Origin of the sequence: Paenibacillus physcomitrellae, from assembly GCF_002240225.1 — a bacterium.
Classification (GTDB): Bacteria; Bacillota; Bacilli; order Paenibacillales; family Paenibacillaceae; genus Fontibacillus; species Fontibacillus physcomitrellae.
Genome location: NZ_CP022584.1, coordinates 4,114,394 through 4,134,104 on the forward strand (window position 1 = coordinate 4,114,394; position 19,711 = coordinate 4,134,104).

Annotated in this window: 20 protein-coding genes; 11 read left to right on the plus strand and 9 right to left on the minus strand. The window is 49.3% G+C overall.

The window, feature by feature from the left end; translation table 11 throughout:
* The first annotated feature begins 204 nt into the window (after positions 1-204).
* On the plus strand, positions 205-1,548 hold the full coding sequence (locus tag CBE73_RS18485) for a GH1 family beta-glucosidase (RefSeq protein WP_094095485.1): 1,344 nt from the start codon (positions 205-207) through the stop codon (positions 1,546-1,548).
* Between the two features lie 202 nt (positions 1,549-1,750).
* Here the strand turns inward: CBE73_RS18485 and CBE73_RS18490 are convergent, their stop codons facing one another.
* A complete protein-coding gene (locus CBE73_RS18490) occupies positions 1,751-2,956 on the minus strand; it encodes a MalY/PatB family protein (protein WP_094095486.1) in 1,206 nt (401 codons plus the stop codon).
* A gap of 185 nt (positions 2,957-3,141) precedes the next feature.
* On the opposite strand from CBE73_RS18490, the gene CBE73_RS18495 reads away from it, so the two are divergent.
* Positions 3,142-4,764: an S-layer homology domain-containing protein gene (locus CBE73_RS18495; protein WP_094095487.1), complete on the plus strand. Its 1,623-nt coding sequence runs from the start codon at positions 3,142-3,144 to the stop codon at positions 4,762-4,764.
* 121 nt (positions 4,765-4,885) lie between these two features.
* Here the strand turns inward: CBE73_RS18495 and CBE73_RS18500 are convergent, their stop codons facing one another.
* Positions 4,886-5,857, minus strand: coding sequence for a helix-turn-helix transcriptional regulator (locus tag CBE73_RS18500; RefSeq protein ID WP_094095488.1), 972 nt, complete (start codon positions 5,855-5,857; stop codon positions 4,886-4,888).
* 171 nt (positions 5,858-6,028) lie between these two features.
* Between CBE73_RS18500 and modA the strand changes: the two genes are divergently transcribed.
* Positions 6,029-6,916 (plus strand): molybdate ABC transporter substrate-binding protein, encoded by an 888-nt coding sequence (modA, locus tag CBE73_RS18505; protein ID WP_094095489.1) that lies wholly within the window; start codon positions 6,029-6,031, stop codon positions 6,914-6,916.
* A 3-nt stretch (positions 6,917-6,919) separates the two neighbouring features.
* The gene (modB, locus tag CBE73_RS18510; RefSeq protein WP_094095490.1) at positions 6,920-7,588 is read left to right on the plus strand and encodes a molybdate ABC transporter permease subunit; all 669 of its coding nucleotides are present in this window, start codon (positions 6,920-6,922) and stop codon (positions 7,586-7,588) included.
* A gap of 144 nt (positions 7,589-7,732) precedes the next feature.
* Here modB and CBE73_RS18515 read toward each other — a convergent pair whose 3' ends face one another.
* Complete coding sequence (locus CBE73_RS18515) at positions 7,733-8,722, minus strand: ring-cleaving dioxygenase (protein ID WP_094095491.1); 990 nt, start codon at positions 8,720-8,722, stop codon at positions 7,733-7,735.
* Positions 8,723-8,993: 271 nt separating this feature from the next.
* Between CBE73_RS18515 and CBE73_RS18520 the strand changes: the two genes are divergently transcribed.
* Positions 8,994-9,962 (plus strand): AEC family transporter, encoded by a 969-nt coding sequence (locus CBE73_RS18520; RefSeq protein ID WP_094095492.1) that lies wholly within the window; start codon positions 8,994-8,996, stop codon positions 9,960-9,962.
* 48 nt (positions 9,963-10,010) lie between these two features.
* On the opposite strand, the gene CBE73_RS18525 is transcribed toward CBE73_RS18520, so the two are convergent.
* Both CBE73_RS18525 and CBE73_RS18530 read right to left on the minus strand, forming a co-directional pair.
* Positions 10,011-10,448: a threonine/serine exporter family protein gene (locus CBE73_RS18525; protein WP_094095493.1), complete on the minus strand. Its 438-nt coding sequence runs from the start codon at positions 10,446-10,448 to the stop codon at positions 10,011-10,013.
* A gap of 30 nt (positions 10,449-10,478) precedes the next feature.
* On the minus strand, positions 10,479-11,237 hold the full coding sequence (locus tag CBE73_RS18530) for a threonine/serine exporter family protein (RefSeq protein ID WP_094095494.1): 759 nt from the start codon (positions 11,235-11,237) through the stop codon (positions 10,479-10,481).
* Between the two features lie 382 nt (positions 11,238-11,619).
* On the opposite strand from CBE73_RS18530, the gene cyoA reads away from it, so the two are divergent.
* The 5 genes from cyoA to CBE73_RS18555 all read left to right on the plus strand — a co-directional run bounded on the left by cyoA (position 11,620) and on the right by CBE73_RS18555 (position 16,050).
* A complete protein-coding gene (gene cyoA / locus CBE73_RS18535) occupies positions 11,620-12,594 on the plus strand; it encodes a ubiquinol oxidase subunit II (RefSeq protein ID WP_094095495.1) in 975 nt (324 codons plus the stop codon).
* Positions 12,595-12,615: 21 nt separating this feature from the next.
* The gene (locus CBE73_RS18540) at positions 12,616-14,583 is read left to right on the plus strand and encodes a cbb3-type cytochrome c oxidase subunit I (RefSeq protein ID WP_094095496.1); all 1,968 of its coding nucleotides are present in this window, start codon (positions 12,616-12,618) and stop codon (positions 14,581-14,583) included.
* Complete coding sequence (gene cyoC, locus CBE73_RS18545; RefSeq protein ID WP_094095497.1) at positions 14,583-15,200, plus strand: cytochrome o ubiquinol oxidase subunit III; 618 nt, start codon at positions 14,583-14,585, stop codon at positions 15,198-15,200. The genes CBE73_RS18540 and cyoC overlap by 1 nt, the downstream gene beginning before the upstream one ends.
* Complete coding sequence (gene cyoD, locus CBE73_RS18550) at positions 15,201-15,530, plus strand: cytochrome o ubiquinol oxidase subunit IV (RefSeq protein WP_068693656.1); 330 nt, start codon at positions 15,201-15,203, stop codon at positions 15,528-15,530.
* Positions 15,531-15,762: 232 nt separating this feature from the next.
* The gene (locus CBE73_RS18555; RefSeq protein ID WP_094095498.1) at positions 15,763-16,050 is read left to right on the plus strand and encodes a hypothetical protein; all 288 of its coding nucleotides are present in this window, start codon (positions 15,763-15,765) and stop codon (positions 16,048-16,050) included.
* Positions 16,051-16,204: 154 nt separating this feature from the next.
* Here the strand turns inward: CBE73_RS18555 and CBE73_RS18560 are convergent, their stop codons facing one another.
* On the minus strand, positions 16,205-16,639 hold the full coding sequence (locus tag CBE73_RS18560; protein ID WP_094095499.1) for a hypothetical protein: 435 nt from the start codon (positions 16,637-16,639) through the stop codon (positions 16,205-16,207).
* Between the two features lie 159 nt (positions 16,640-16,798).
* On the minus strand, positions 16,799-17,590 hold the full coding sequence (locus tag CBE73_RS18565; protein WP_094095500.1) for a peptidylprolyl isomerase: 792 nt from the start codon (positions 17,588-17,590) through the stop codon (positions 16,799-16,801).
* A gap of 150 nt (positions 17,591-17,740) precedes the next feature.
* On the opposite strand from CBE73_RS18565, the gene CBE73_RS18570 reads away from it, so the two are divergent.
* Complete coding sequence (locus tag CBE73_RS18570) at positions 17,741-18,811, plus strand: diguanylate cyclase (protein WP_094095501.1); 1,071 nt, start codon at positions 17,741-17,743, stop codon at positions 18,809-18,811.
* A 119-nt stretch (positions 18,812-18,930) separates the two neighbouring features.
* On the opposite strand, the gene CBE73_RS18575 is transcribed toward CBE73_RS18570, so the two are convergent.
* Positions 18,931-19,338 (minus strand): hypothetical protein, encoded by a 408-nt coding sequence (locus CBE73_RS18575; protein ID WP_094095502.1) that lies wholly within the window; start codon positions 19,336-19,338, stop codon positions 18,931-18,933.
* Positions 19,339-19,419: 81 nt separating this feature from the next.
* Entirely contained in the window at positions 19,420-19,596 is a 177-nt protein-coding gene (locus CBE73_RS22235; protein WP_174704771.1) for a hypothetical protein, read from the minus strand.
* Positions 19,597-19,711: the final 115 nt, after the last annotated feature.

The following is a 19,711-nucleotide window of genomic DNA, read 5'->3' on the forward strand; positions in this document are numbered from 1 at the left end:
CGGAGGGACGGAACCAAGAAATAAGGAGCCGACGCAGGCCGAAAGGCCACAACTCATAATTTGGCCAGAAGAGGATCCTATTATGTGTTTGGAAAATTAATATGGAGCCCGAAAAAGGGGCATTAAACTAAAAATCACAGCATTGCCGGCGGAATCGATTTCATCTACAATAATCTTATATAAACACTGGGGGGAGACGGGGTTATGACTAGCTTTAAATTTCCTGAGGATTTTATCTTTGGTTCGGCTACATCTTCATACCAAATTGAAGGCGCATACAACGAGGGAGGACGGGGGATGTCCATTTGGGACACATTCGCCCGCACACCCGGCAAGGTAGAGAATGGGGACACAGGCGATCTGGCCTGCGACAGCTACCATCTTTATAAGGAAGACGTTCAGCTTCTGAAAAATATGGGGGCCAAAGCCTACCGTTTCTCGGTCGCCTGGCCGCGTATTATTCCTGACGGCGACGGCGCCGTTAACCAGGAGGGCCTGGATTATTACCACCGTCTGGTGGACGAGCTGCTGGCAAACGGCATTGAGCCGATGTGCACGCTGTACCACTGGGATCTTCCGCAGGCCTTGCAGGACAAGGGCGGCTGGGAATCCCGCGAGACGATTTCGGCTTTCGTGCGTTACGCCGAAACGATGTTTAAATCTTTTGAAGGCAAAATCAAGAACTGGATTACCTTTAACGAACCTTGGTGCGTATCGTTCCTGTCCAACGAGATTGGCGCGCATGCTCCGGGTAAAACGGACTTCCAGGCCGCGCTTGACGTCGCTCACCATCTGCTGGTGGCGCACGGCGAAACCGTGAAACGTTTCCGTGAACTCGGCCTAGACGGCGCGATCGGTATTGCGCCAAACACGGAATGGTTTGAGCCGTTCAGCAACCATCAGGAAGATATCGACGCCTGCGCACGCCGCAACGCTTATTTTAACGGATGGTTCTTTGATCCTGTATTTAAAGGGCATTATCCGCAGCTGGCTTTGGACTGGTACAAGGCAAAAGGATATGAGCCGCCGGTTCAACCGGGCGACATGGAGACCATTTCCCAGCCGATTGATTTCCTGGGCATCAACTATTATACAGGCGGGGTTGGCCGCAATAATCCGGAGGAAGGACTGCTGGAGTTTGAAATCGTGGACGCGGCGTTCGACAAAACCGATTTCGACTGGAACATTTACCCGCAGGGCTTTTATTCCGTTTTGACCTGGGTGAAAGCCAATTACGGGGATATTCCGATCTACATTACGGAGAACGGCGCATATTATGAATCCGAAGAAGAGAACGGAGTGTATCACGATCCGAAACGGATCGAATACCTGCGCAAGCACCTGATCCAGCTGAACCGCGCGTTGGCTTCCGGCGTGAATGTCAAAGGTTATTTCCTGTGGTCCCTGATGGACAACTTTGAATGGGCGTTTGGCTACAGCAAGCCGTTTGGTCTGGTGCATGTCGATTTCAAAACGTTCAAACGGACGCCGAAAGACAGCTATTATTGGTATAAACAAGTGATCGCCGAAGGCGGGCTTGAATCTTGAATCTTAGAACTTGAATCTTGAATCTTCAATCTTGAATCTCAGATCTTAAATCTCAGATCTTAAATCAAAAATAGCTTGCAATAACAAACAACCCTCCCGCATTCTGTGGGAGGGTTGTTGCATATTTCGGGCACGCTTCCGAAACCGTGTTTCTGGCTGGTGTTCGGGTGCTGGCAGATCCGGCACAACCACAACGTTTGATTTACTTCCCGATATAATGCTCCATGGCTTTGTCCAGACGAGACATGGCTTCTTCAACGATGCTGCGGGCGCAGGCCAGATTCATCCGCATAAAGCCTTCGCCTTCTTTGCCGAACGGAGCCCCGTTGTTAAGGCCGAGACGGGCTTCCTTGATCATAAAAGCGTTAAGCTCATCCGCAGAAAGCCCAAGCTCGCGGAAATCGAGCCAAAGCAGATAGGTGGCTTCGGGCAGCAGGGTTTTAACTAGCGGGGTACCGTCTGCTTTCTGATAACGGGCCATGTACTGCTGTACATATTCCATGTTGGAACGGATATAAGCGAGGCAATCGTCCAGCCAGGCATCGCCATGTTTATAGGCGGCTTCGGCTGCGGTTAATCCGAATATGCCGGCATGAGCCACCTCGCGAGTACTGAGATTGTGCACAAATTTCTCGCGCAGCTCCGGATTCGCAATGATGATATTGGAAGTATTCAGAGCTGCCAGATTAAAGGTTTTGCTAGGGGCTGTACAAATGACGGAATGCTGGCTGGCCTGCTCCGATAAAGAAGCATAAGGCACATGGGCGTTAGGCTCAAACACCAGGTCCGCATGAATTTCGTCTGAGACGACAAGAACGCCATAATGTTCTGCGAGCTCGTGGAGCTTCAGCAGCTCCTCACGGGTCCAGACGCGGCCAACCGGGTTGTGCGGACTGCACAGAATCAGCATTTTGGCTTTGCCGGAGGTGCCGCTCATCAGCGTCTCAAGCTGTTCGAAATCCATCTCGTAATGTCCGCCCTCCAGCTCGCGGAGAGGGTTCAGCAGAAGCTTGCGCTCCAGATTGTTAACGACTTTGGCAAAAGGCGGATAAACCGGCGGCTGGATAATGACCTCTTCCCCGGCTTCTGTAAAGGTTTCAACGAGATGGTACAGCGCGGGAACCACCCCTGGAGCGTAAACGATAGACTGAGGATCGATCTTCCAATGGTGTCTTCTCAGCATCCATCCGGCCACGGCTTCCTTATAGTCGTCGCTTAAGAAGCTGTAGCCGAAAACCCCGTGATCTACTTTCTCATGCAAAGCTTGAATAACGGCTTCCGGTACTTTGAAGTCCATGTCGGCCACCCACATGGGGAGCACATCTTCGCTGCCGAAGATTCTAGCCAGAGATCCCCATTTCTCGGATGACGTATTGGTACGGTCGATAGGTGTATCGAAAGATGGCATAAAGGCAAAAACCTCCCTGATCTCACGTTTGATTTATAGAAATAGTCTATACGAAAAGGGGCTTTTTATCAAAAATAATAATCTATCACTCTGCCAAAATTTACTTCATGACCACGCTGGAAGAGATTTGGTAACATAGACTTATTCCGGTAGATTTACCGAATCAAAAGCGGGGGTTATCTTGTATGCATCGTTGGCTAAAAGCTGCGGCAGCCGCATGTTTAGGTGCGGGGATCTGTTCGGCGGCGCTTTCTATCAGCGCTCCGACGGTCGGTCTTGCAGCGGGGAATTCCCAAGTTTTCTATGATATTAACGACAGTTTTGCTAGAGAAGCGATTATGGATCTTTATCAACGTAAAATCGTAGAAGGAACCGCACCCGGTACCTTCTCACCCAAGAGAGCCCTGACACGCGCCGAAGGAACCAAGGCGATGATGGAACTGATGAAGCTTCAACCAGTGGAGGGGGGGATCCCGGCCTTCCAGGATGTGCCTAAAGCGGCCTGGTATTACGGTTACGTGCAGGCCGGCGTCTATTTGAATTTGGCGCAGGGGAAAGGGAATGGGAAATATATGCCTTCTGACGGAGTAACCCGGCAGGAGCTGGCGGTTTGGCTGATCCGCTTTCTGAAACAAACGGCATCAAGCGGCAGCTTGTCCAGTCTCTATTCGGATGCTGCAGAGGTCGCCGATTGGGCGGCTCCTTCCGTCTATACGGTTCAGAAGCTGGGGCTGATGGAGGGAGCGGATGGACGTTTCCGGCCAAAAGCCGTCGTGACCCGTGAGGAAATGGCGGCTGTTATGGACCGAATTGTGACGAATGGCACCTATGAGAATCCCATTTCCGCTCCTGTAGCCCAGCCGATCCAATTGGGCTGGCAGTACGGGCAGACGGATGCGGAATTTAAGGCAAGCGTGTCTTCATCCAATATTAACGTGCTTTCTCCCAGGTGGTATTTCCTGAATGCGGACGATACTTTAAGTGATTCAACCAAAACGCCGCTGATCAGCTGGGCCAAGTCCACTGGCCGGAAAGTCTGGCCGCTTGTCGGCAACCGCTCTAATGCGGAAGCCACACACGCCATGCTTTCCAATCCGGCTTTATCGGAGCGGACTGCGGCCTCTCTGGCAGCCTATACCTCCAAATATGAGCTGGACGGACTCAATCTCGATTTTGAAAATGTGCTTCCGGCTGACCGCGCGTATTTGACTTCATTTGTAGCTAATTTAGCCGGAAAGCTGCATCAAGCCGGCAAAAAGCTGTCGGTTTGCGTTTCCCCGGATTTGGGGACCGATTGGACGGCAGCCTTCAATTATGCAGCGTTGGCCCAAAGCGCGGATTATTTGATCCTGATGGGTTATGACGAGCATTGGGGCAGCGATCCGGAGCCGGGACCGGTAGGGTCGTTGGCCTGGGTACAGTCCGGTTTGGACAAGCTGGTGAAGCAGGCGGGAGCAGGGAAGGTGATCCTGGGACTGCCTCTGTACAGCCGGGATTGGTCGGTCAGGGCGAACGGCACGACTCTTTCGGCGGAGGATGTGACGTTAAGCGAGCAGAATGCCAGAATTCCCCGCTACGGCATGTATCCATCTTGGAAATCGGCTCTCGGCCAATATACGGCAGCTTATCAGTTGAACGGAGTCCGGCATCAGCTGTGGTTTGAAGACAGCCGCTCGCTGACACTGAAATACCGGATGGGGCAAGGGCGAAAGGTTGCAGGATTCGCTTATTGGTCTATTGGCGGGGAGCATGACGGCGTCTGGAAGGCGCTCAATAACGCGACCCGGTTTAACGGTTATAAATTTTAGAGTTAAATAGGCATAAATAAAAGGGTATCCCGGTCGTTCAGACTGAGGGTACCCTTTTATTTATCTGGTGTTTTGTTCAAGTATGCGTGATGTTTGGAACGGCTCATTTCAGTCAGTCCAATCAGGTTTCGTATAAAACCGTCCCAGTCTCTGACAAATCATAGCCGGAGATCGAGCGCAGCTCGCTTTGGAAGGCATCAGATCTGATGATATGAAGCACAGCTTCGATCCAGCCGGAATTCCCCTGCTGCTTGAGCAGAACAAGGTCATAACATTCATCGGTCAAAGGGATGAAATCAACACCTCCAACAGTCATGGCTGCTTTCTCGATCCCTACGCCGACATCGGCTTCGCCTGAAGCCACCTTGCCGGCCACGCCCAGGTGGTTAGTTTCCTCCCGGCCATAACCTTGAATATCAGTTCCGCGAATGCCGAGCAGACGAAGCTGCTCATCGAGAAGCACACGAGCGCCGGAGCCTTTCTCGCGGTTGGCAAGCCGCAGTCCCGGACGTTTCAAGTCCCCCCAGCCGCTGATCCCTTCAGGGTTGCCTTCTCTGACGTAAAGTCCCGCCTTCCGCTTTAATAAATGGACGACAACATAAGAAGAGCCAATCAGAAATTTCCGGATGTAAGGGAGATTATACTCCCCGGTATCCCCGTCCAGCAGGTGGGTGCTGACAATGTCAGATTGTCCGCGGTACATGGAGATCAGGCTGTCCACACTGCCGACGAAGGAACGCAGTGGACGGACGCCGGGAATTTGCCGTTCCATATGTTTGGCCAGAATGTCCAAGCTGATATCCTGGCCGGTGATGACGAGAGGCCGAACGCCGTTTTGCGGCAAAGATGGGGGAGCGGCGGAAGCCGCAGAAGCTGCTTCGTTGCCGGAAGGAGAAGACGGAACGTCCGCTGTCGTTCTTATTCCCTTGGAGCGGTTCTTGAACGCCTCCAGATCGGCGGCGTCCACCCGCATTTGTTTGCCGACACGGTAGGCGGGCAGGTCGCCTTTTTTTATAAGATCGTATACGGTCAATTTGGATATTTTAAGCAGCTTGGCGATCTCTTCAGTTGTATAGGAAACTTCGCTGGACATGATTGTCCTCCTTAAATAGAAAGCTAATAGAAGCTACGAACCGTTTGGTTTAATTATTTTAACATAAAGCTTATTTGAGCAGAAAAAGAGATTTACAAGCTGTTTTTTATAAAAGTATAATCATAATAACGATAACTAAATATACATAAACATAACTATGGAGGATAAATGATGATAAATAAAATTAAGTTTAGTATGGTTTTGTTATTATTTGTTATAGTTGTCGCTGTTCTTTCAGGCTGCGGGAACAGCAGCAGTAAGGATAACGAAGCTTCATCGGTCTTATCACCAACTTCAGCAGCAACAGCTTCAAGTGGCGGTGCCTCAGGTGATGTTGTTTCGGGTGAGCCTCAGGACGATGTGGAGTTGACGATTTCGGCAGCGGCCAGCCTTACTGATGCTTTAACGGAAATCAGTCAGTCCTTTGAGGCCCAAAATCCGCATATTCATTTGAATTTTAACTTTGGCGCTTCGGGCACGCTTCAGCAGCAAATTGAACAAGGGGCGCCAGCGGATTTGTTTCTGTCGGCCTCAGCCAAAAATATGCAGGCACTTCTCGATAAGCAGCTCATTGACAGCTTGCAGGAAGTAAATCTCCTATATAACGATCTTGTTGTTATTACACCTGCGGATAAAGCAGCAGGTTCTGTTCAAACCTTGGACGATTTGAAGAAGCCTGACGTGAAAACTGTTGCGATCGGGATTCCGGAGAGCGTTCCGGCGGGGAATTATGCACAGGAATCGCTGAAGGCAGCCGGTATTTGGGAGAGCCTCAAGGCTAAGACGGTTCAGGGCAAGGACGTGAGACAGGTGCTGCAGTATGTGGAAACGGGGAATGCGGATGCCGGATTTGTTTATAAAACGGATGCGCTGACATCAGAGCAGGTCAAAGTGGCTTTTAGCGTTGATCCCTCTCTCTACAAGCAGATCGAGTATCCGATCGGAATTGTGAAAGCCACGAAACATAGCCAGGAAGCGGAAGCCTTCTATCAATATCTGCAAACCAAGGATGCGCTGGATGTATTTGTGAAGTACGGCTTCACGATCCCGCAGAATTAACGTATGACGGAGATAACTTGGCATGATTTCTGGCCGCCGGTCCGGCTTTCACTGCAAATAGCCCTGCTTTCGAGTTTTGCGGCTCTTGTCCTGGGGGTTGTGGCTGCGCGCTGGATGTCCCGCGCCCGGTTCCGGGGCAAGGTGCTGGTGGAGACATTGTTTATGCTGCCGCTGGTGCTTCCGCCGACCGTTGTCGGCTTCCTGCTGCTGATTGTATTAGGCCGTAGAAGCTGGCTCGGACGTTTGATTGAATGGGTGTTTGATGCGCCGATTATTTTCAGCTGGTATGCTGGCGTGGTCGCTTCTGTGGTTGTTGCTTTTCCGCTAGTTTATCAGACGATGAAGACCGGATTTCGTTCGATAAACCGCAGTCTGGAGGATGCGGCGCGTTCGATTGGCGCCAGTGAATGGCAGCTCTTCCGGTACGTTTCGCTGCCGCTTGTATTCCAGTCGCTGCTCAGCGCCTACATACTCGGCTTTGCCCGGGCTTTGGGTGAATTCGGGGCTACGCTGATGATTGCCGGGAACATTCCGGGCAGAACCCAGACGGTTCCAACGGCCATTTATGTGGCGGTGGATTCAGGTAACATGTCAATGGCCTGGGTTTGGACGGGAACGGTAATTGTCATCTCGTTCCTGATGCTGCTGTTTACCGGTCGGAAAGCCCCATAGGAGGGTTAAATAGGAGAAAGCCAGATAGAAGGAGTAACCGGATGCAAGTTAAATAGATTAGTAGATTTGCAACAATCCCCCGCCTGTCGCCTGGCTGCGATTAGCGGGGGATTGTTTTGTTCGTTTGCTTCCTTAGAAGTTCGCTTAGAAGTTTGCCTGGGGATTGGCCGTTTCCAGCGGCTTCAGCAGGGCTTCAATCTGGGCGCGTTTTGGTTCTAGGAACGGAGGCAGAGCCAACGATTCGCCCAGATGCTCAAAGTCCTCATCCGTATCAAAGCCCGGTCCATCCGTTGCCAGCTCGAACAAGATTCCGTTCGGCTCGCGGAAATACAAGGAGTGGAAGTAGAAGCGGTCCACGTAACCCGAGTTCGGAAACTGAACTTTGCGTACAGCTTCAATCCACTGCTTCAGTTCATCATCGTTGTCGACCCGGAAGGCGACATGATGGACGCCGCCGCGCCCCAGCCTCTCATGAGCCAAATCATGGCGTTCTTCCAGATGGATTTCCGCTCCACTGCCGCCTTCTCCGGTTTCGAACACCAGAATGTCGGGCTGATCGGGGGCGTCTATATTCGGGAAGCTGCCTTTGCGGCGGAAGTTGAGAAGCTCCGTCAGTACGGCGGCTGTTGGAGCAGCCTCGTGCACGGTGAGTTTCACTGGCCCCAAGCCGGTGATACCGAATTCAGCGGGAACCGGGCTTTGGCTCCATGGCTTTCCGGCAGCCACGCCGGTGTCATGCTCATCTGAGATGAGAATCAGCCGCTGGCCTTCGAAGTCGCGGAATGCCAGTGTCAACCGGCCGGCTCTAGGCCGGATGTCCTCATGGGCGATACCGAATTCGTCCAGCCGTTTAGTCCAATATTCGAGGGCCGCGTCACTCGGCACACGCAGGGATAAGGCGGAAATGCTGTCATTTCCATCCCGGTTCTGACCGGCCATCGGCATTTCAAAGAAGGTCAACTCCGTGCCGGGATTGCCTTTCTCATCCCCGTAAAATAAGTGATACATGGAAACGTCATCCTGATTGACGGTCTTCTTAATGAGGCGAAGGCCCATCACTTTAGTGTAAAAGTTATAATTGGCCGGCGCTTTGGCGGTCATGGCCGAAACATGATGTATGCCTTTTAATTGCATATTCGATTCCTCCGATTCTTGGTCCGGGTTCAACCTGTATGCCTACAATGTATCCTATTTACTATATTAAATCAAGTAACTGAATTATTATCACTAAATATCCGGCTGATTACCAAACTGATTACCAAACTAAATACCTGGCCGAATAAGTTAAGATAAATAAGATATGTGAGGCCCTGATTGAAGGGTGAAAGATTGACAGCATAAAGGGATCGTATTATAGTTCTCGGGAATCTTGAGATCGTGATGATAGAATCAGGAGTGAACCAGGGTGTTTTATTCGTTTTTGCTTACGCTTTATCATGTATCATTACCCATTTCTCTGCCGGTAGCCGGGGGAGCGCTGCTTAAACGCTTCAAAGGCGTGGATAACCGTGCGCTTTCGGCCTTGGCTTTGTATGTGCTGAGTCCTGCGCTGATCTTTGAAACGCTGGTTCATGCGCAGGTTGGTTCCGGCGATGTAGGAACAACGGTTTTATTTTGTATCATAAATGTAATTTTCATGTGGGGCATAGCCGCTCTGATGGCCAAAATCCTGAAATTAAATCAAGAAGAGCAGGCTGGCCTGACGCTCGTGTCCGTCTTTACCAATAGTGTCAATTACGGCTTGCCGCTCATTCAATTGGCGTTTGGGCAGGCCGGACTGGACAAGGCCTCTGTGTTTGTCGTGATTCAGATGATTTTGGGCAATACGGTTGGGGTATATTTTGCGGCCCGCTCCCATTTTACGATGAAGAAGGCGCTGATGAAGGTGCTGACGATGCCTGCTGTCTACGCCGCTGTGCTGGCAGCCATAGTCCGAATGACGGGATTTTCTATACCCGGGGCTTTGGAGGACGGTGTTTCTTTGATGGCTGCGGCTTATGCGCCGGTAGCTTTAAGCATTCTGGGCATGCAGATGGCGGGGAGACGAAGCAGGGAAGGCAAAACAGAGACAAAGACAGGGACAGAGACAGGGACAGAGACTAAGACAGCAAACGGGAGACGGCCATTTACGGCCGCTATGGTGGTGAGGCTGATTATAGCGCCTGCGGCTTCATGCCTTCTGCTGCTGGTACTCGGCGTGCACGGTCTGCTGTTTTCAGTGCTTCTGGTACTGTGCGCCATGCCTGCGGCGGTTAATGCACTGATTATGGCTGAAGAGTTCGGGGCAGATGCCAGAACGGTATCCCGCTGCATTTTATGGACCACGCTGTTGTCCTTTGTTACGCTGCCTTTGTTGATTGGAATTCTGCAATAATCCCGCAAATATTCCCGCAAATAAAAACCGCACCCGGTAGGCTGTGAGTCAGCCCTGGTGCGGTTTTCGTTTTCTCAGCAGCTGGTTTAATACTTCCGAAACAACCAGCCCAATCGCGATGGAGCCGGAGATCAGAAAAGCCTGGGCAGCCAGCTGAATAGCCGTATTATAATCATTTTCCACGAATTTACGCATGGCGTCATAAGCAAGACCGCCGGGAACCAGCGGGATAATGCCGGCTACGCTGAAGACGATGACGGGCATTCTGTACACCCGGGCCGATACCTGACTGATCACGCCGACCACAAAGGTCGCGGCTACCGTGGAAATAACGGTGTCGTAATAAGGATCCAGCACGAGATAGATGATCCATCCCATCATGCCGCCAAGCCCGCACTGAAATAAAGTCCGCTTGGGCGCGTTAAAGATAATGCCGAAGCCGGCCGAGGCGATAAAGCTGGTTACTAACTGGGCAATGATGTACATAAAATCCCTCTTTACCTATAAAAATGACCTTTATAAAAAGGTAAAAACAGCCGCAACGCCCGCCCCGATGGCGAAGGCGGTAAGCATCGCTTCAGCGCCCCTGGATAAGCCCGACACAAGGTGTCCGGCCATGAGGTCGCGTACGGCGTTCGTAATCAGAAGGCCGGGTACAAGCGGCATAACAGAGCCGATAATGATCTTGTCCAGCTCTTGTCCAAGACCGAGATAGATAAACAGATAAGAGACCATGCCGATCAGCAGCGCGGTCGTGAACTCGGCGAAAAACTTGACGTTGATCAGTTTGTGGAACAAGATAACCGCTGCGTAACCGAGGCCCCCGCTAATAAGGGCGGGCAGGAAGTCATAAATGCTCCCGCCAAACATGATGGCGAAACAGCCGCTGGAGATAGAAGCGGCTGCCACCTGCAGGCCCACGGAGTAGGCATGCGACGATTCTTCGATGCCGCGAAGCTGATCGGCGGCCTGTTCGGCGCTGATTTCGCCGGCTACAAGCTGCCTTGAAATGCTGTTTACAGAAGCGACCTTCTCAAGATCAGTGGTGCGCTCCGCTATCCGGATCAGCTTGGCGGCCTCCGGACCTCCGGCTTGAAAGATGATGCCGGTAGGCGTTACATAGCTGTGAGAGCCGGAGAGGCCCAGCGAATGGGCGATCCGGATCATCGTATCTTCCACGCGGTATGTTTCGGCGCCGCTTTGAAGCATGATTTTTCCGGCTAGCATGCATATATCTATCGGACTTAAAGGGGGAACATTCTCCCTGGATGACATGGTCTATTACACTCCTTTGATTCTAAAAGCCAATATGTACGCCAGTATTATATCACGACATGACGCTGGTCAAACGTTCATTAAAAAGAAGATGCCGGAGGCCTAAGGCGAAAAAATGCTTTTTTTCTCGTATAAATCCAGGCAGACCGTATACTTTGCTTACAATCAAGTAAGAATACGGAATAACAAGCTTGTGAAAAGTTTGAGAAAAAAATCACAAATTTCAAATTAAAAATCGACAATTTTGTTAAAAAAGCCATGTGAGATATTGTTTTCTGCTATCTTTATAGGGTAAGGTTATGGGTGATGCATTGTGAATGTAAAAATTCTGCAATGTCCGGCATTACAAGTACTTAAGGCATAATTAAGGAGAGAGGAAAAGATGGATAAAAAACCAAGATCGCTTCGAACGCTGATCGCAGTGGTGATTACTCTGGTCACCTTGGGAGTGCTGATCTGGGGAATGTTCTTCACAGCGGACTACCTTGTCCTCGACCCGAAGGGACCTGTGGGAGAATCCCAGAAGGATCTGATCATCATTTCGACGCTGCTTTGCTGCATCGTTATCGTTCCTGTTCTGATTCTGACTGCATTCATCGTTTGGCGCTATCGCGACAAACCGAATCGCAAAGCGTCTTACAGTCCGAATTGGCATGACAGCAAGGTGCTGGAAACCGTATGGTGGGGCGTGCCGATTCTCATTATCATCGTTCTGGCGGTAGTAACGGCGCGTTATACTTATGCGCTTGAGCCTTCCAAGCCGATTGATGCCGAGCAGAAGCCGGTTACGGTTCAGGTTGTTTCTCTAGATTGGAAGTGGCTGTTCCTGTATCCGGAAGAGAACATCGCTTCGGTGAACACACTGACGATTCCAAAGGGTGTACCGGTTCGTTTCGAGATTTCGGCGGACTCCCCGATGAACTCGTTCTGGATTCCACAGCTTGGTGGACAGATTTATGCGATGTCCGGCATGTCAATGACCCTTTATTTGAAGGCTGACGAAGTCGGCAAATATTTTGGTTCCGGAGCTAACTTCACCGGCGAGCATTTTGCGCAAATGCGTTTTGACGTAAATGCTGTAGAGCCGGCCGACTACCAGAAATGGGTAGACAAAGTGAAGGGCAATACGGGCAGCACGCTTACGGAAGCAAGCTATGCTGATCTCGCTAAGCCAGGTGTCATGGGTCAAACCGAATATTCTTCGTTCCCTGAAGGACTGTACAGCAAGATTGCTTACAAGTACGTAGTGGACGGCAAGCAAAACTCTGAATCCTCAGAGGGGACAAAGAATGAAGGAATGCCTCTGAATACGGGCTTTGGCGTTAACGGATTGGGCGAGGCCCAACCAGCACACTGATGAAAGGGAAGGAGACCCTCCATGCTAGATTCTATTAAAGACTTCGCATCGTGGTTCTTCGTCACGGGGGATCCGCTCATTTACGGTGCGGACGTATCCATCGTGATTGCGACAATCGCGATTTTTTGGGCACTGACCCATTTCAAGAAATGGGGCTGGATCTGGAAGAACTGGCTGACTACGGTTGACCACAAGAAAATCGGTATCATGTATATTCTTGCTGCGCTGCTTATGCTGTTCCGCGGCGGTGTAGATGCCATCATGATGCGGACTCAAATTGCGCTTCCGGGAATGAAATTCCTCGAGCCTGAGCATTACAACCAAGTCTTCACGACACACGGCACAATCATGATCCTGTTTATGGCGATGCCGCTGATGTTCGGTTTGTTTAACATTATTATCCCGCTTCAAATCGGAGCGCGCGACGTTGCGTATCCGTTCCTGAACGCACTGAGCTTCTGGCTGTTCTTTGTCGGAGCCATGCTGTTCAACCTGTCCTTCGTTATCGGCGGTTCGCCGGACGCAGGCTGGACCAGTTATCCGCCGCTTTCCGAATTGATGCATAACCCGGGCGTAGGCCAGAACTTCTACATTTGGGGGATTCAGATTTCAGGTATCGGTTCCCTGGCAACGGGTATTAACTTTATGGTTACCTTGATCAAGATGCGTGCGCCAGGCATGACGCTGATGAAAATGCCCATGTTCTCCTGGTCCGTATTTGCGACTTGTATCATCATCATTCTGGCGTTCCCTATTCTGACGGTAACGCTGGCGCTGCTGTTCCTCGACCGTTTTGCGGGAGGCCATTTCTTTACGCTTGACCTGGGCGGCAACCCAATGATGTACATCAACTTGTTCTGGATGTGGGGACACCCAGAGGTTTACATTGTCGTTCTTCCGGCTTTCGGTATCTTCTCCGAAGTCGTGGCGACTTTCTCGCGCAAGCGGATTTTCGGTTACAAATCCATGGTATTCGCCTTGCTGACCATTAGTGTGGTTTCGTTCTTCACTTGGCTTCACCACTTCTTTACCATGGGCTCCGGCGCGGATATCAATGCGTTCTTTGCTATAACAACCATGATTATCGCAATCCCGACAGGGGTTAAAATCTTTAACTGGCTGTTTACGATGTATCGCGGCCGTATCACTTTCGAGCTGCCGATGATGTGGACAATTGCCTTTATTCCTTGTTTTGTAGTCGGAGGTATGACAGGGGTGATGCTCGCCGTAGCACCTGCGGACTTCCAGTTCCACAACAGTTACTTCCTGATTGCTCACTTCCACCAAGTTCTGATCGGTGGTGTAGTGTTTGGTTATTTTGCAGGTCTGTACTACTGGTGGCCAAAAATGTTCGGCTTCATTCTGGATCACAAACTGGGCGTTTGGGCGTTCTGGTTCTGGAACATTGGTTTCTATGTGTGCTTTATGCCGCAATATTCGCTCGGCTTGATGGGTATGACCCGCCGCGTAAGCGAATATTCGTGGGATACTGGTTGGGGACCGCTTAACTTTATCTCCACAATCGGCGCCCTGCTGATGGGTATCGGTTTCCTTTTCCAAGTGGCACAAATCTTGTACAGTACGTTCAAACACAAGAAAGTCGGCAACGACCCTTGGAATGCTCGTACGCTTGAATGGACAACTGCATCTCCGGCTCCGGAATACAACTTTGCAGTAATCCCGCACGTACATTCTGTGGATGACTTCTGGGAAGCCAAAGAACGTCGTGCCAAAGGGATTGCAGATGATCCAATGCCGCCGATCGAACCGATTCATATGCCAAAGAACTCGATCATTCCGCCGATCATGGGTGCTTGCTGGTTTGTAGCAGGCTTCGGATTTGTATTCGAGTGGTGGTGGTTCTACATCCCAGGCATGATTGGTGTAGCAATCTGCATGATCGCACGTTCCTTCTCTTACGATACGGATTATTACATCCCTGTCGAGGAAGTAGAGCGTACTGAAGAGGCAATAAGGGGGTCTGTATAATGGCACAAAGCGTGGCACACAAAGGAAATCATAGTGCAGACCATGATCACGGGCATCACGATCCAAACGAACTTAAGGTTCTTGGTTTCTGGTTCTTTCTGATTTCCGACGTTATCCTCTTCTCCGTCTTGTTCGCAACCTTTATCGTGTTGCGTCACAATACGGCGGGCGGACCTGACGGTAAAGAGTTATTTGAACTGCCAGGAGTCATTTGGGAAACCTTTATCCTCCTGACAAGTAGCTTTACAAGCGGTTTGGCCACTTTGGCCATGAACCGCGGCAACAAGAAACAGCTGATCGGATGGCTGATCGTAACGGCCATCCTCGGCGCATCGTTCGTAGGCCTTGAGGTTTCCGAGTTCGTTAAAATGGTGAATGAAGGCGCGGGCTTCTCCAGAAGCGCATTCCTGTCCGCATTCTTCACTCTGGTCGGCACACACGGAATTCACGTTTCGGTTGGTCTTTGCTGGATGATCGCACTTATGATTCAGCTGGGCAAACGTGGAATTACGGAAACGACAAAAGGTAAAGTTACGCTGATCAGCTTGTACTGGCACTTTTTGGACGTTATCTGGATCTTCCTGCTCACGATCGTATATCTGATGGGGGTGATGTAAATGGCGCAACCTAATACGCACGGCCATGATGCTCACGAATCCCATGGATCGGTGAAATCGTATGTTCTCGGTTTCATTCTTTCCATCGTACTGACCATCATTCCATTGGTTATTGTGATGAACGATTTGATGGCGAAGACCGCCACCTTCATCGTAATCATGATTGCTGCAGTACTGCAGCTCCTGGTTCAGCTGCTCTTCTTCATGCATCTTCGTGAGACCGAAAAACCTCGCTGGAACGTTATGGGGCTTGTCCTCGGCATTATCATTCTGGTTACGGTTGTCGGCGGTTCGATCTGGATCATGGAAGTCAACAAGATCGGGTACTAAAAACAACGAGGTTTTTAGTTTTCCAAAAGGCCTGCATGTATAAACATGCAGGCCTTTTATTTGTAGATTTATTGCTTGAAACTGCTACTTGAACCCTTGCATGGACTTTATTAAGTTGTGAGCCATGTTTGTATTTTGCACCATGTTTAATTGTTCCCGGAAAAGGTTAGTATACAGTACAAAGGAACAATTACTTAACTAAACGTCTAAACTTTGACCGGGAGTGATTAACATGGCCGCTAAAATATATCCGTTTAAAGACCGGAAAGAAATGCGTGAAAATGGCAATTATTTTGCTTTGGCATTAACGACGATTGCGTGGGTTGTACTGATTGTTGGTATTGTGCTCTGTCTGATTCGTTTATCTGATTTCAATGACCGAAACATGTACCTGATGGCTGGGATCGGCTGTATTGTAGGCAGCATCTTTATATACAGCATTGGCGGATTCCTGCATGTTGCTCAAACCAAGAAATTCCGGGAAGCCAATGACGATGTAGCGTCCAAGCGGAAATCTTAAAGGACATTCAAATGAGCCTCCCAAAATAGGAATGAAAAAACCTCCAAAACCACTGTATACGTGGAGCTGGAGGTTTTAATTTGTTTAAAAGTCGAACTTCAGTGAGAGCTGGCAAATCACAAAATGACTTTTAAGGACAGCTTTTAATCTAAGGCTAAGACTGTTTATGCCAAACATGCCGGTGAGGGTAAAGCTCTTTAATTCTCTTCTTTAATTCCGATAGCTGAATATCCTCATTATCAAAATTGCCTGTAAGGCATCCTGAACAAAACTGATGGCTGTTGATCAACATGGTTTTGTAGGAGCTGTTGTCTAACGTATGTAGGGCTCTTTGTGCTGCTTCGGGAAAACGGACTGCATGACGATTAAAAAGGCGGCAGGCCCAATAGATCTCGCTTCTGAACCTGGTAGAGTGCATCTGGCTGAACTGTTCCATGCTCATCAGCACTGGCGTATGTTTGTTTGAAAGGGTAATGATCTGCTCATCGCCTATATAGATGCCTGAATATTCGCCAAGCCCTTCATATAAAGCAGAAATTACGATGGAACCTTCGCCCGGCATTAATGGTTTCAATAAATCCGCTAACATGTGATACCTTCTTTATAAGTAAAATAATTCCAGCTATAGAAATTATAAAACGCCTTCGGGTGTTAATCAATACTGCTAAAGTAGAACATACCTGTTTTTATTGCAAAAAAATCCCCCTGCTGTCAGCCAGGCTTACAGCGGGGGGGATTTAAAACCGGTTTAGTTGGAACCGGCTTTTTCAGGCTCAGGGTAAGTTTTACCTTTAGTATCTACGGTTACTTTGCTCATCACATCCAGATCGTTATCAGCAGGCATATCGCTGCTGTCACGCGGCAGATTTACGATGGCGTCTACAGTGCTCATCCCCTTGATGACTTTGCCAAAGGCTGCATACTGCCCGTCCAGATAATCGGCATCAGCCACCATAATAAAGAACTGGGAGCCGCCTGAATTCAGATCTTGAGCCCGGGCCATGGAAATGACGCCGCGCGTATGCTTTAAGTCGTTCTTCACGCCGTTTGAGGTGAATTCTCCTTTAATTGAATATCCAGGGCCGCCGGAACCATTGCCTTGCGGATCACCGCCCTGAATCATAAAGCCTGGAATAACGCGGTGGAATTTGGTTCCGTCATAAAACCCTTTTTGAACGAGAGAAATAAAATTGTTAACCGTATTCGGAGCCGCTTTAGGATACAGCTCGATTTGAATTTGGTTACCGGTCTTCATTTCAATGGTGACCACCGGATTCTCGGATGAAGTGAACGCAGGATCGGGTTCGACCTCTTTGGAGGGATCGTCGGTTACCGGAGCGGAGCCTGGAGCCTCGGAAGCGGCTGCGTTTGTGCCGTCATTGGCGGTATTACCGGTATTGTTTGAAGCGTTGGAACCGGCGGCTTGATTGGAGTTTCCGGAGCTGCCTGCTTCCGGTTTATTTCCGCATGCAGCAAGAGCAAGCACGAATACCAGCATAATGGAAATTAAGACTGGAGCATAAAAGTTGCGGCGTTTCATGAAAAAAATAGCCTCCTTGATCGGATAAAGTTAAATTTTGATATTACTATCATACCCGAGTTTGCTTCCAGAATAAACTTAGACAAATTTCGTGATTTTTATGCTATGGTATATCTATATTATTTGTAAAAGCAGGAACGGAAGGAAGCTATGATTGAGAAACTGATTAATAACTTTACGTTGCTGACAAGCTTTTTATTTTTCGGAAATATGGTTCGTTCCAGATACTTTACCGGGATCAAAGCTAATTCGACGTTAAGACGAATGAGTGAGGGCGCTTTATTAGGGATTTTTGGTGTCCTCCTCATTCATTTTTCTTTTCCTCTTACGGAGCACGTAAGAGCGGACGCCAGGCAGCTCGCCGTGTTAGTTTCGGTTTATCTTGGAGGCTGGTTATCCGGTTTGTTCACGATGGCGTTCTTATTGATTTACCGCTTGTTTTTTGTTCATGAATTTAATGGAACTTCGGTGTATGCCGCCATAAATATATTTGCGACTTTGGGAATCGCAATAAGTTTAATCAATGAGGGGAAGCTGGATTTTAAGCGCTGGGTTACGGCTTTGCTGCTGACAGACCTTTTGACTTTCTCTTTTATGCTTATTAAATTGCAAGGCAAAACGTCTATGGATCTTTCCTATTTTGCGCTCTTTTATCTGATCAGCGGTTTACTGCTTTATTTCATGATCCGTTATTTAAAGCGGACACATACGATGATGCAGAGGATGAAAGAGGCCGCAGCGAGGGACCATCTTACAGGGCTTTATAATACTCGTTCCTTAGAAGCTTATTTTGAGCACCGCTCGGACAACAGCGAAAATGAGAAGCATCCCTACTCCATGCTGGTCATAGACATTGATCACTTCAAGGAAGTCAACGATACTTACGGCCATGCTGCAGGCGATGCTGTTCTCGTTCAATTGGCGGAGGTTCTGAATGACTCGTTCCGCTCCGGCGATTATATAGCCAGAAAGGGCGGGGAAGAATTTGTGGTTATTGTTGAGCGGTGCGGGAGAGATAAAATTGGCCAAGTCGCAGATAATATGAGAAATAACGTACAAAATAAACCTTTTATTCTGCCTAACGGAACCCGGCTTAATTTGACGGTGTCTGTTGGAGCTGCGTCTTATCCGCAAACGGCCTGCACGGAGCTGTTCGAACAAGCTGATCAGATGCTTTACAAGGCCAAACATCTGGGGCGTAATCGGGTTTGCGTAGGTTAAAGCCTGACAGGTAAACTGCAGCAATGATCGCCTTATGGCGATTTTTTTTCGGTTTACAATGGATTAAGCGAACAACAAGCAAGCACCTCCGGTCCTGCCGGGGTGCTTGTCAGGTTCAATCACTTTTGTGCTCCTCCTAGCGGAGGGGCGTCTTCTTCGTCGGCACCGGCGCCATTGATCAAATCCGTGCCATGCATGACATCCACAGGCTGGGCGGCTGCATCAACCGGACTTTCGGGCTGGACATCGTCCGCATTCGGGACATCGGGGAGCGCACCTTGTTCCAGCAGCTCCTCATTCCGGTCAGCTTCGTCGCCATAGGCGCTCAGGCTTTGGGTGATGCGAGTATCATGCGGCAGAAGATCATCGCTTGGGATGTCATTTTCAGCATTATAATCCGCAAGCAGTTCGTATTGCTCATACATACGGTCTCCGTAAGTTTTATCGACCGGGTCTTCCAGATTGCTTCTTAAAGGGTGTCCGTTGAATTCAGCCATTTCATCGAATTTATCATCAGCATTGCCCATTGGATAGTCCTCCCCATCTGAAAATCAATTTCCTTAGTTGGAGTTTACCCAAACCATGTTTAAATCAACCGAACTTGCCCATTAGAATTTGGGGAATACATATCTGACGAGGAAGTATAGAAAACCAAAAAAGATAATGATATAAGCGGCATATTTAATAAAGGTTGAAGCAACTCTGCTGGAATCGGAGCTTTTATGGATTTCTCTGTGCTCCACGTCTACATCACTTGTTTCACGGCGATCCCTTGGTTCATACATCGGCTTCTCCTCCTTCTTAAGTCGCATATAATGAAGCAAATTTATCCTTGAACATTTAATAAACGGTTGTCCCTTTCTTGAACCAGGGAGGATTATCTATTTACCCCTCTGGTAA

What these genes read in the sequence shown, in the direction of transcription:
- CBE73_RS18485 (WP_094095485.1), top strand. Translation starts at nt 205, where the DNA reads ATGACTAGCTTTAAATTTCCTGAGGATTTTATCTTTGGTTCGGCTACA.
- CBE73_RS18490 (WP_094095486.1), bottom strand. Translation starts at nt 2,956, where the DNA reads ATGCCATCTTTCGATACACCTATCGACCGTACCAATACGTCATCCGAG.
- CBE73_RS18495 (WP_094095487.1), top strand. Translation starts at nt 3,142, where the DNA reads ATGCATCGTTGGCTAAAAGCTGCGGCAGCCGCATGTTTAGGTGCGGGG.
- CBE73_RS18500 (WP_094095488.1), bottom strand. Translation starts at nt 5,857, where the DNA reads ATGTCCAGCGAAGTTTCCTATACAACTGAAGAGATCGCCAAGCTGCTT.
- modA (WP_094095489.1), top strand. Translation starts at nt 6,029, where the DNA reads ATGATAAATAAAATTAAGTTTAGTATGGTTTTGTTATTATTTGTTATA.
- modB (WP_094095490.1), top strand. Translation starts at nt 6,920, where the DNA reads ATGACGGAGATAACTTGGCATGATTTCTGGCCGCCGGTCCGGCTTTCA.
- CBE73_RS18515 (WP_094095491.1), bottom strand. Translation starts at nt 8,722, where the DNA reads ATGCAATTAAAAGGCATACATCATGTTTCGGCCATGACCGCCAAAGCG.
- CBE73_RS18525 (WP_094095493.1), bottom strand. Translation starts at nt 10,448, where the DNA reads ATGTACATCATTGCCCAGTTAGTAACCAGCTTTATCGCCTCGGCCGGC.
- CBE73_RS18530 (WP_094095494.1), bottom strand. Translation starts at nt 11,237, where the DNA reads ATGTCATCCAGGGAGAATGTTCCCCCTTTAAGTCCGATAGATATATGC.
- cyoA (WP_094095495.1), top strand. Translation starts at nt 11,620, where the DNA reads ATGGATAAAAAACCAAGATCGCTTCGAACGCTGATCGCAGTGGTGATT.
- CBE73_RS18540 (WP_094095496.1), top strand. Translation starts at nt 12,616, where the DNA reads ATGCTAGATTCTATTAAAGACTTCGCATCGTGGTTCTTCGTCACGGGG.
- cyoC (WP_094095497.1), top strand. Translation starts at nt 14,583, where the DNA reads ATGGCACAAAGCGTGGCACACAAAGGAAATCATAGTGCAGACCATGAT.
- cyoD (WP_068693656.1), top strand. Translation starts at nt 15,201, where the DNA reads ATGGCGCAACCTAATACGCACGGCCATGATGCTCACGAATCCCATGGA.
- CBE73_RS18555 (WP_094095498.1), top strand. Translation starts at nt 15,763, where the DNA reads ATGGCCGCTAAAATATATCCGTTTAAAGACCGGAAAGAAATGCGTGAA.
- CBE73_RS18560 (WP_094095499.1), bottom strand. Translation starts at nt 16,639, where the DNA reads ATGTTAGCGGATTTATTGAAACCATTAATGCCGGGCGAAGGTTCCATC.
- CBE73_RS18565 (WP_094095500.1), bottom strand. Translation starts at nt 17,590, where the DNA reads ATGAAACGCCGCAACTTTTATGCTCCAGTCTTAATTTCCATTATGCTG.
- CBE73_RS18570 (WP_094095501.1), top strand. Translation starts at nt 17,741, where the DNA reads ATGATTGAGAAACTGATTAATAACTTTACGTTGCTGACAAGCTTTTTA.
- CBE73_RS18575 (WP_094095502.1), bottom strand. Translation starts at nt 19,338, where the DNA reads ATGGGCAATGCTGATGATAAATTCGATGAAATGGCTGAATTCAACGGA.
- CBE73_RS22235 (WP_174704771.1), bottom strand. Translation starts at nt 19,596, where the DNA reads ATGTATGAACCAAGGGATCGCCGTGAAACAAGTGATGTAGACGTGGAG.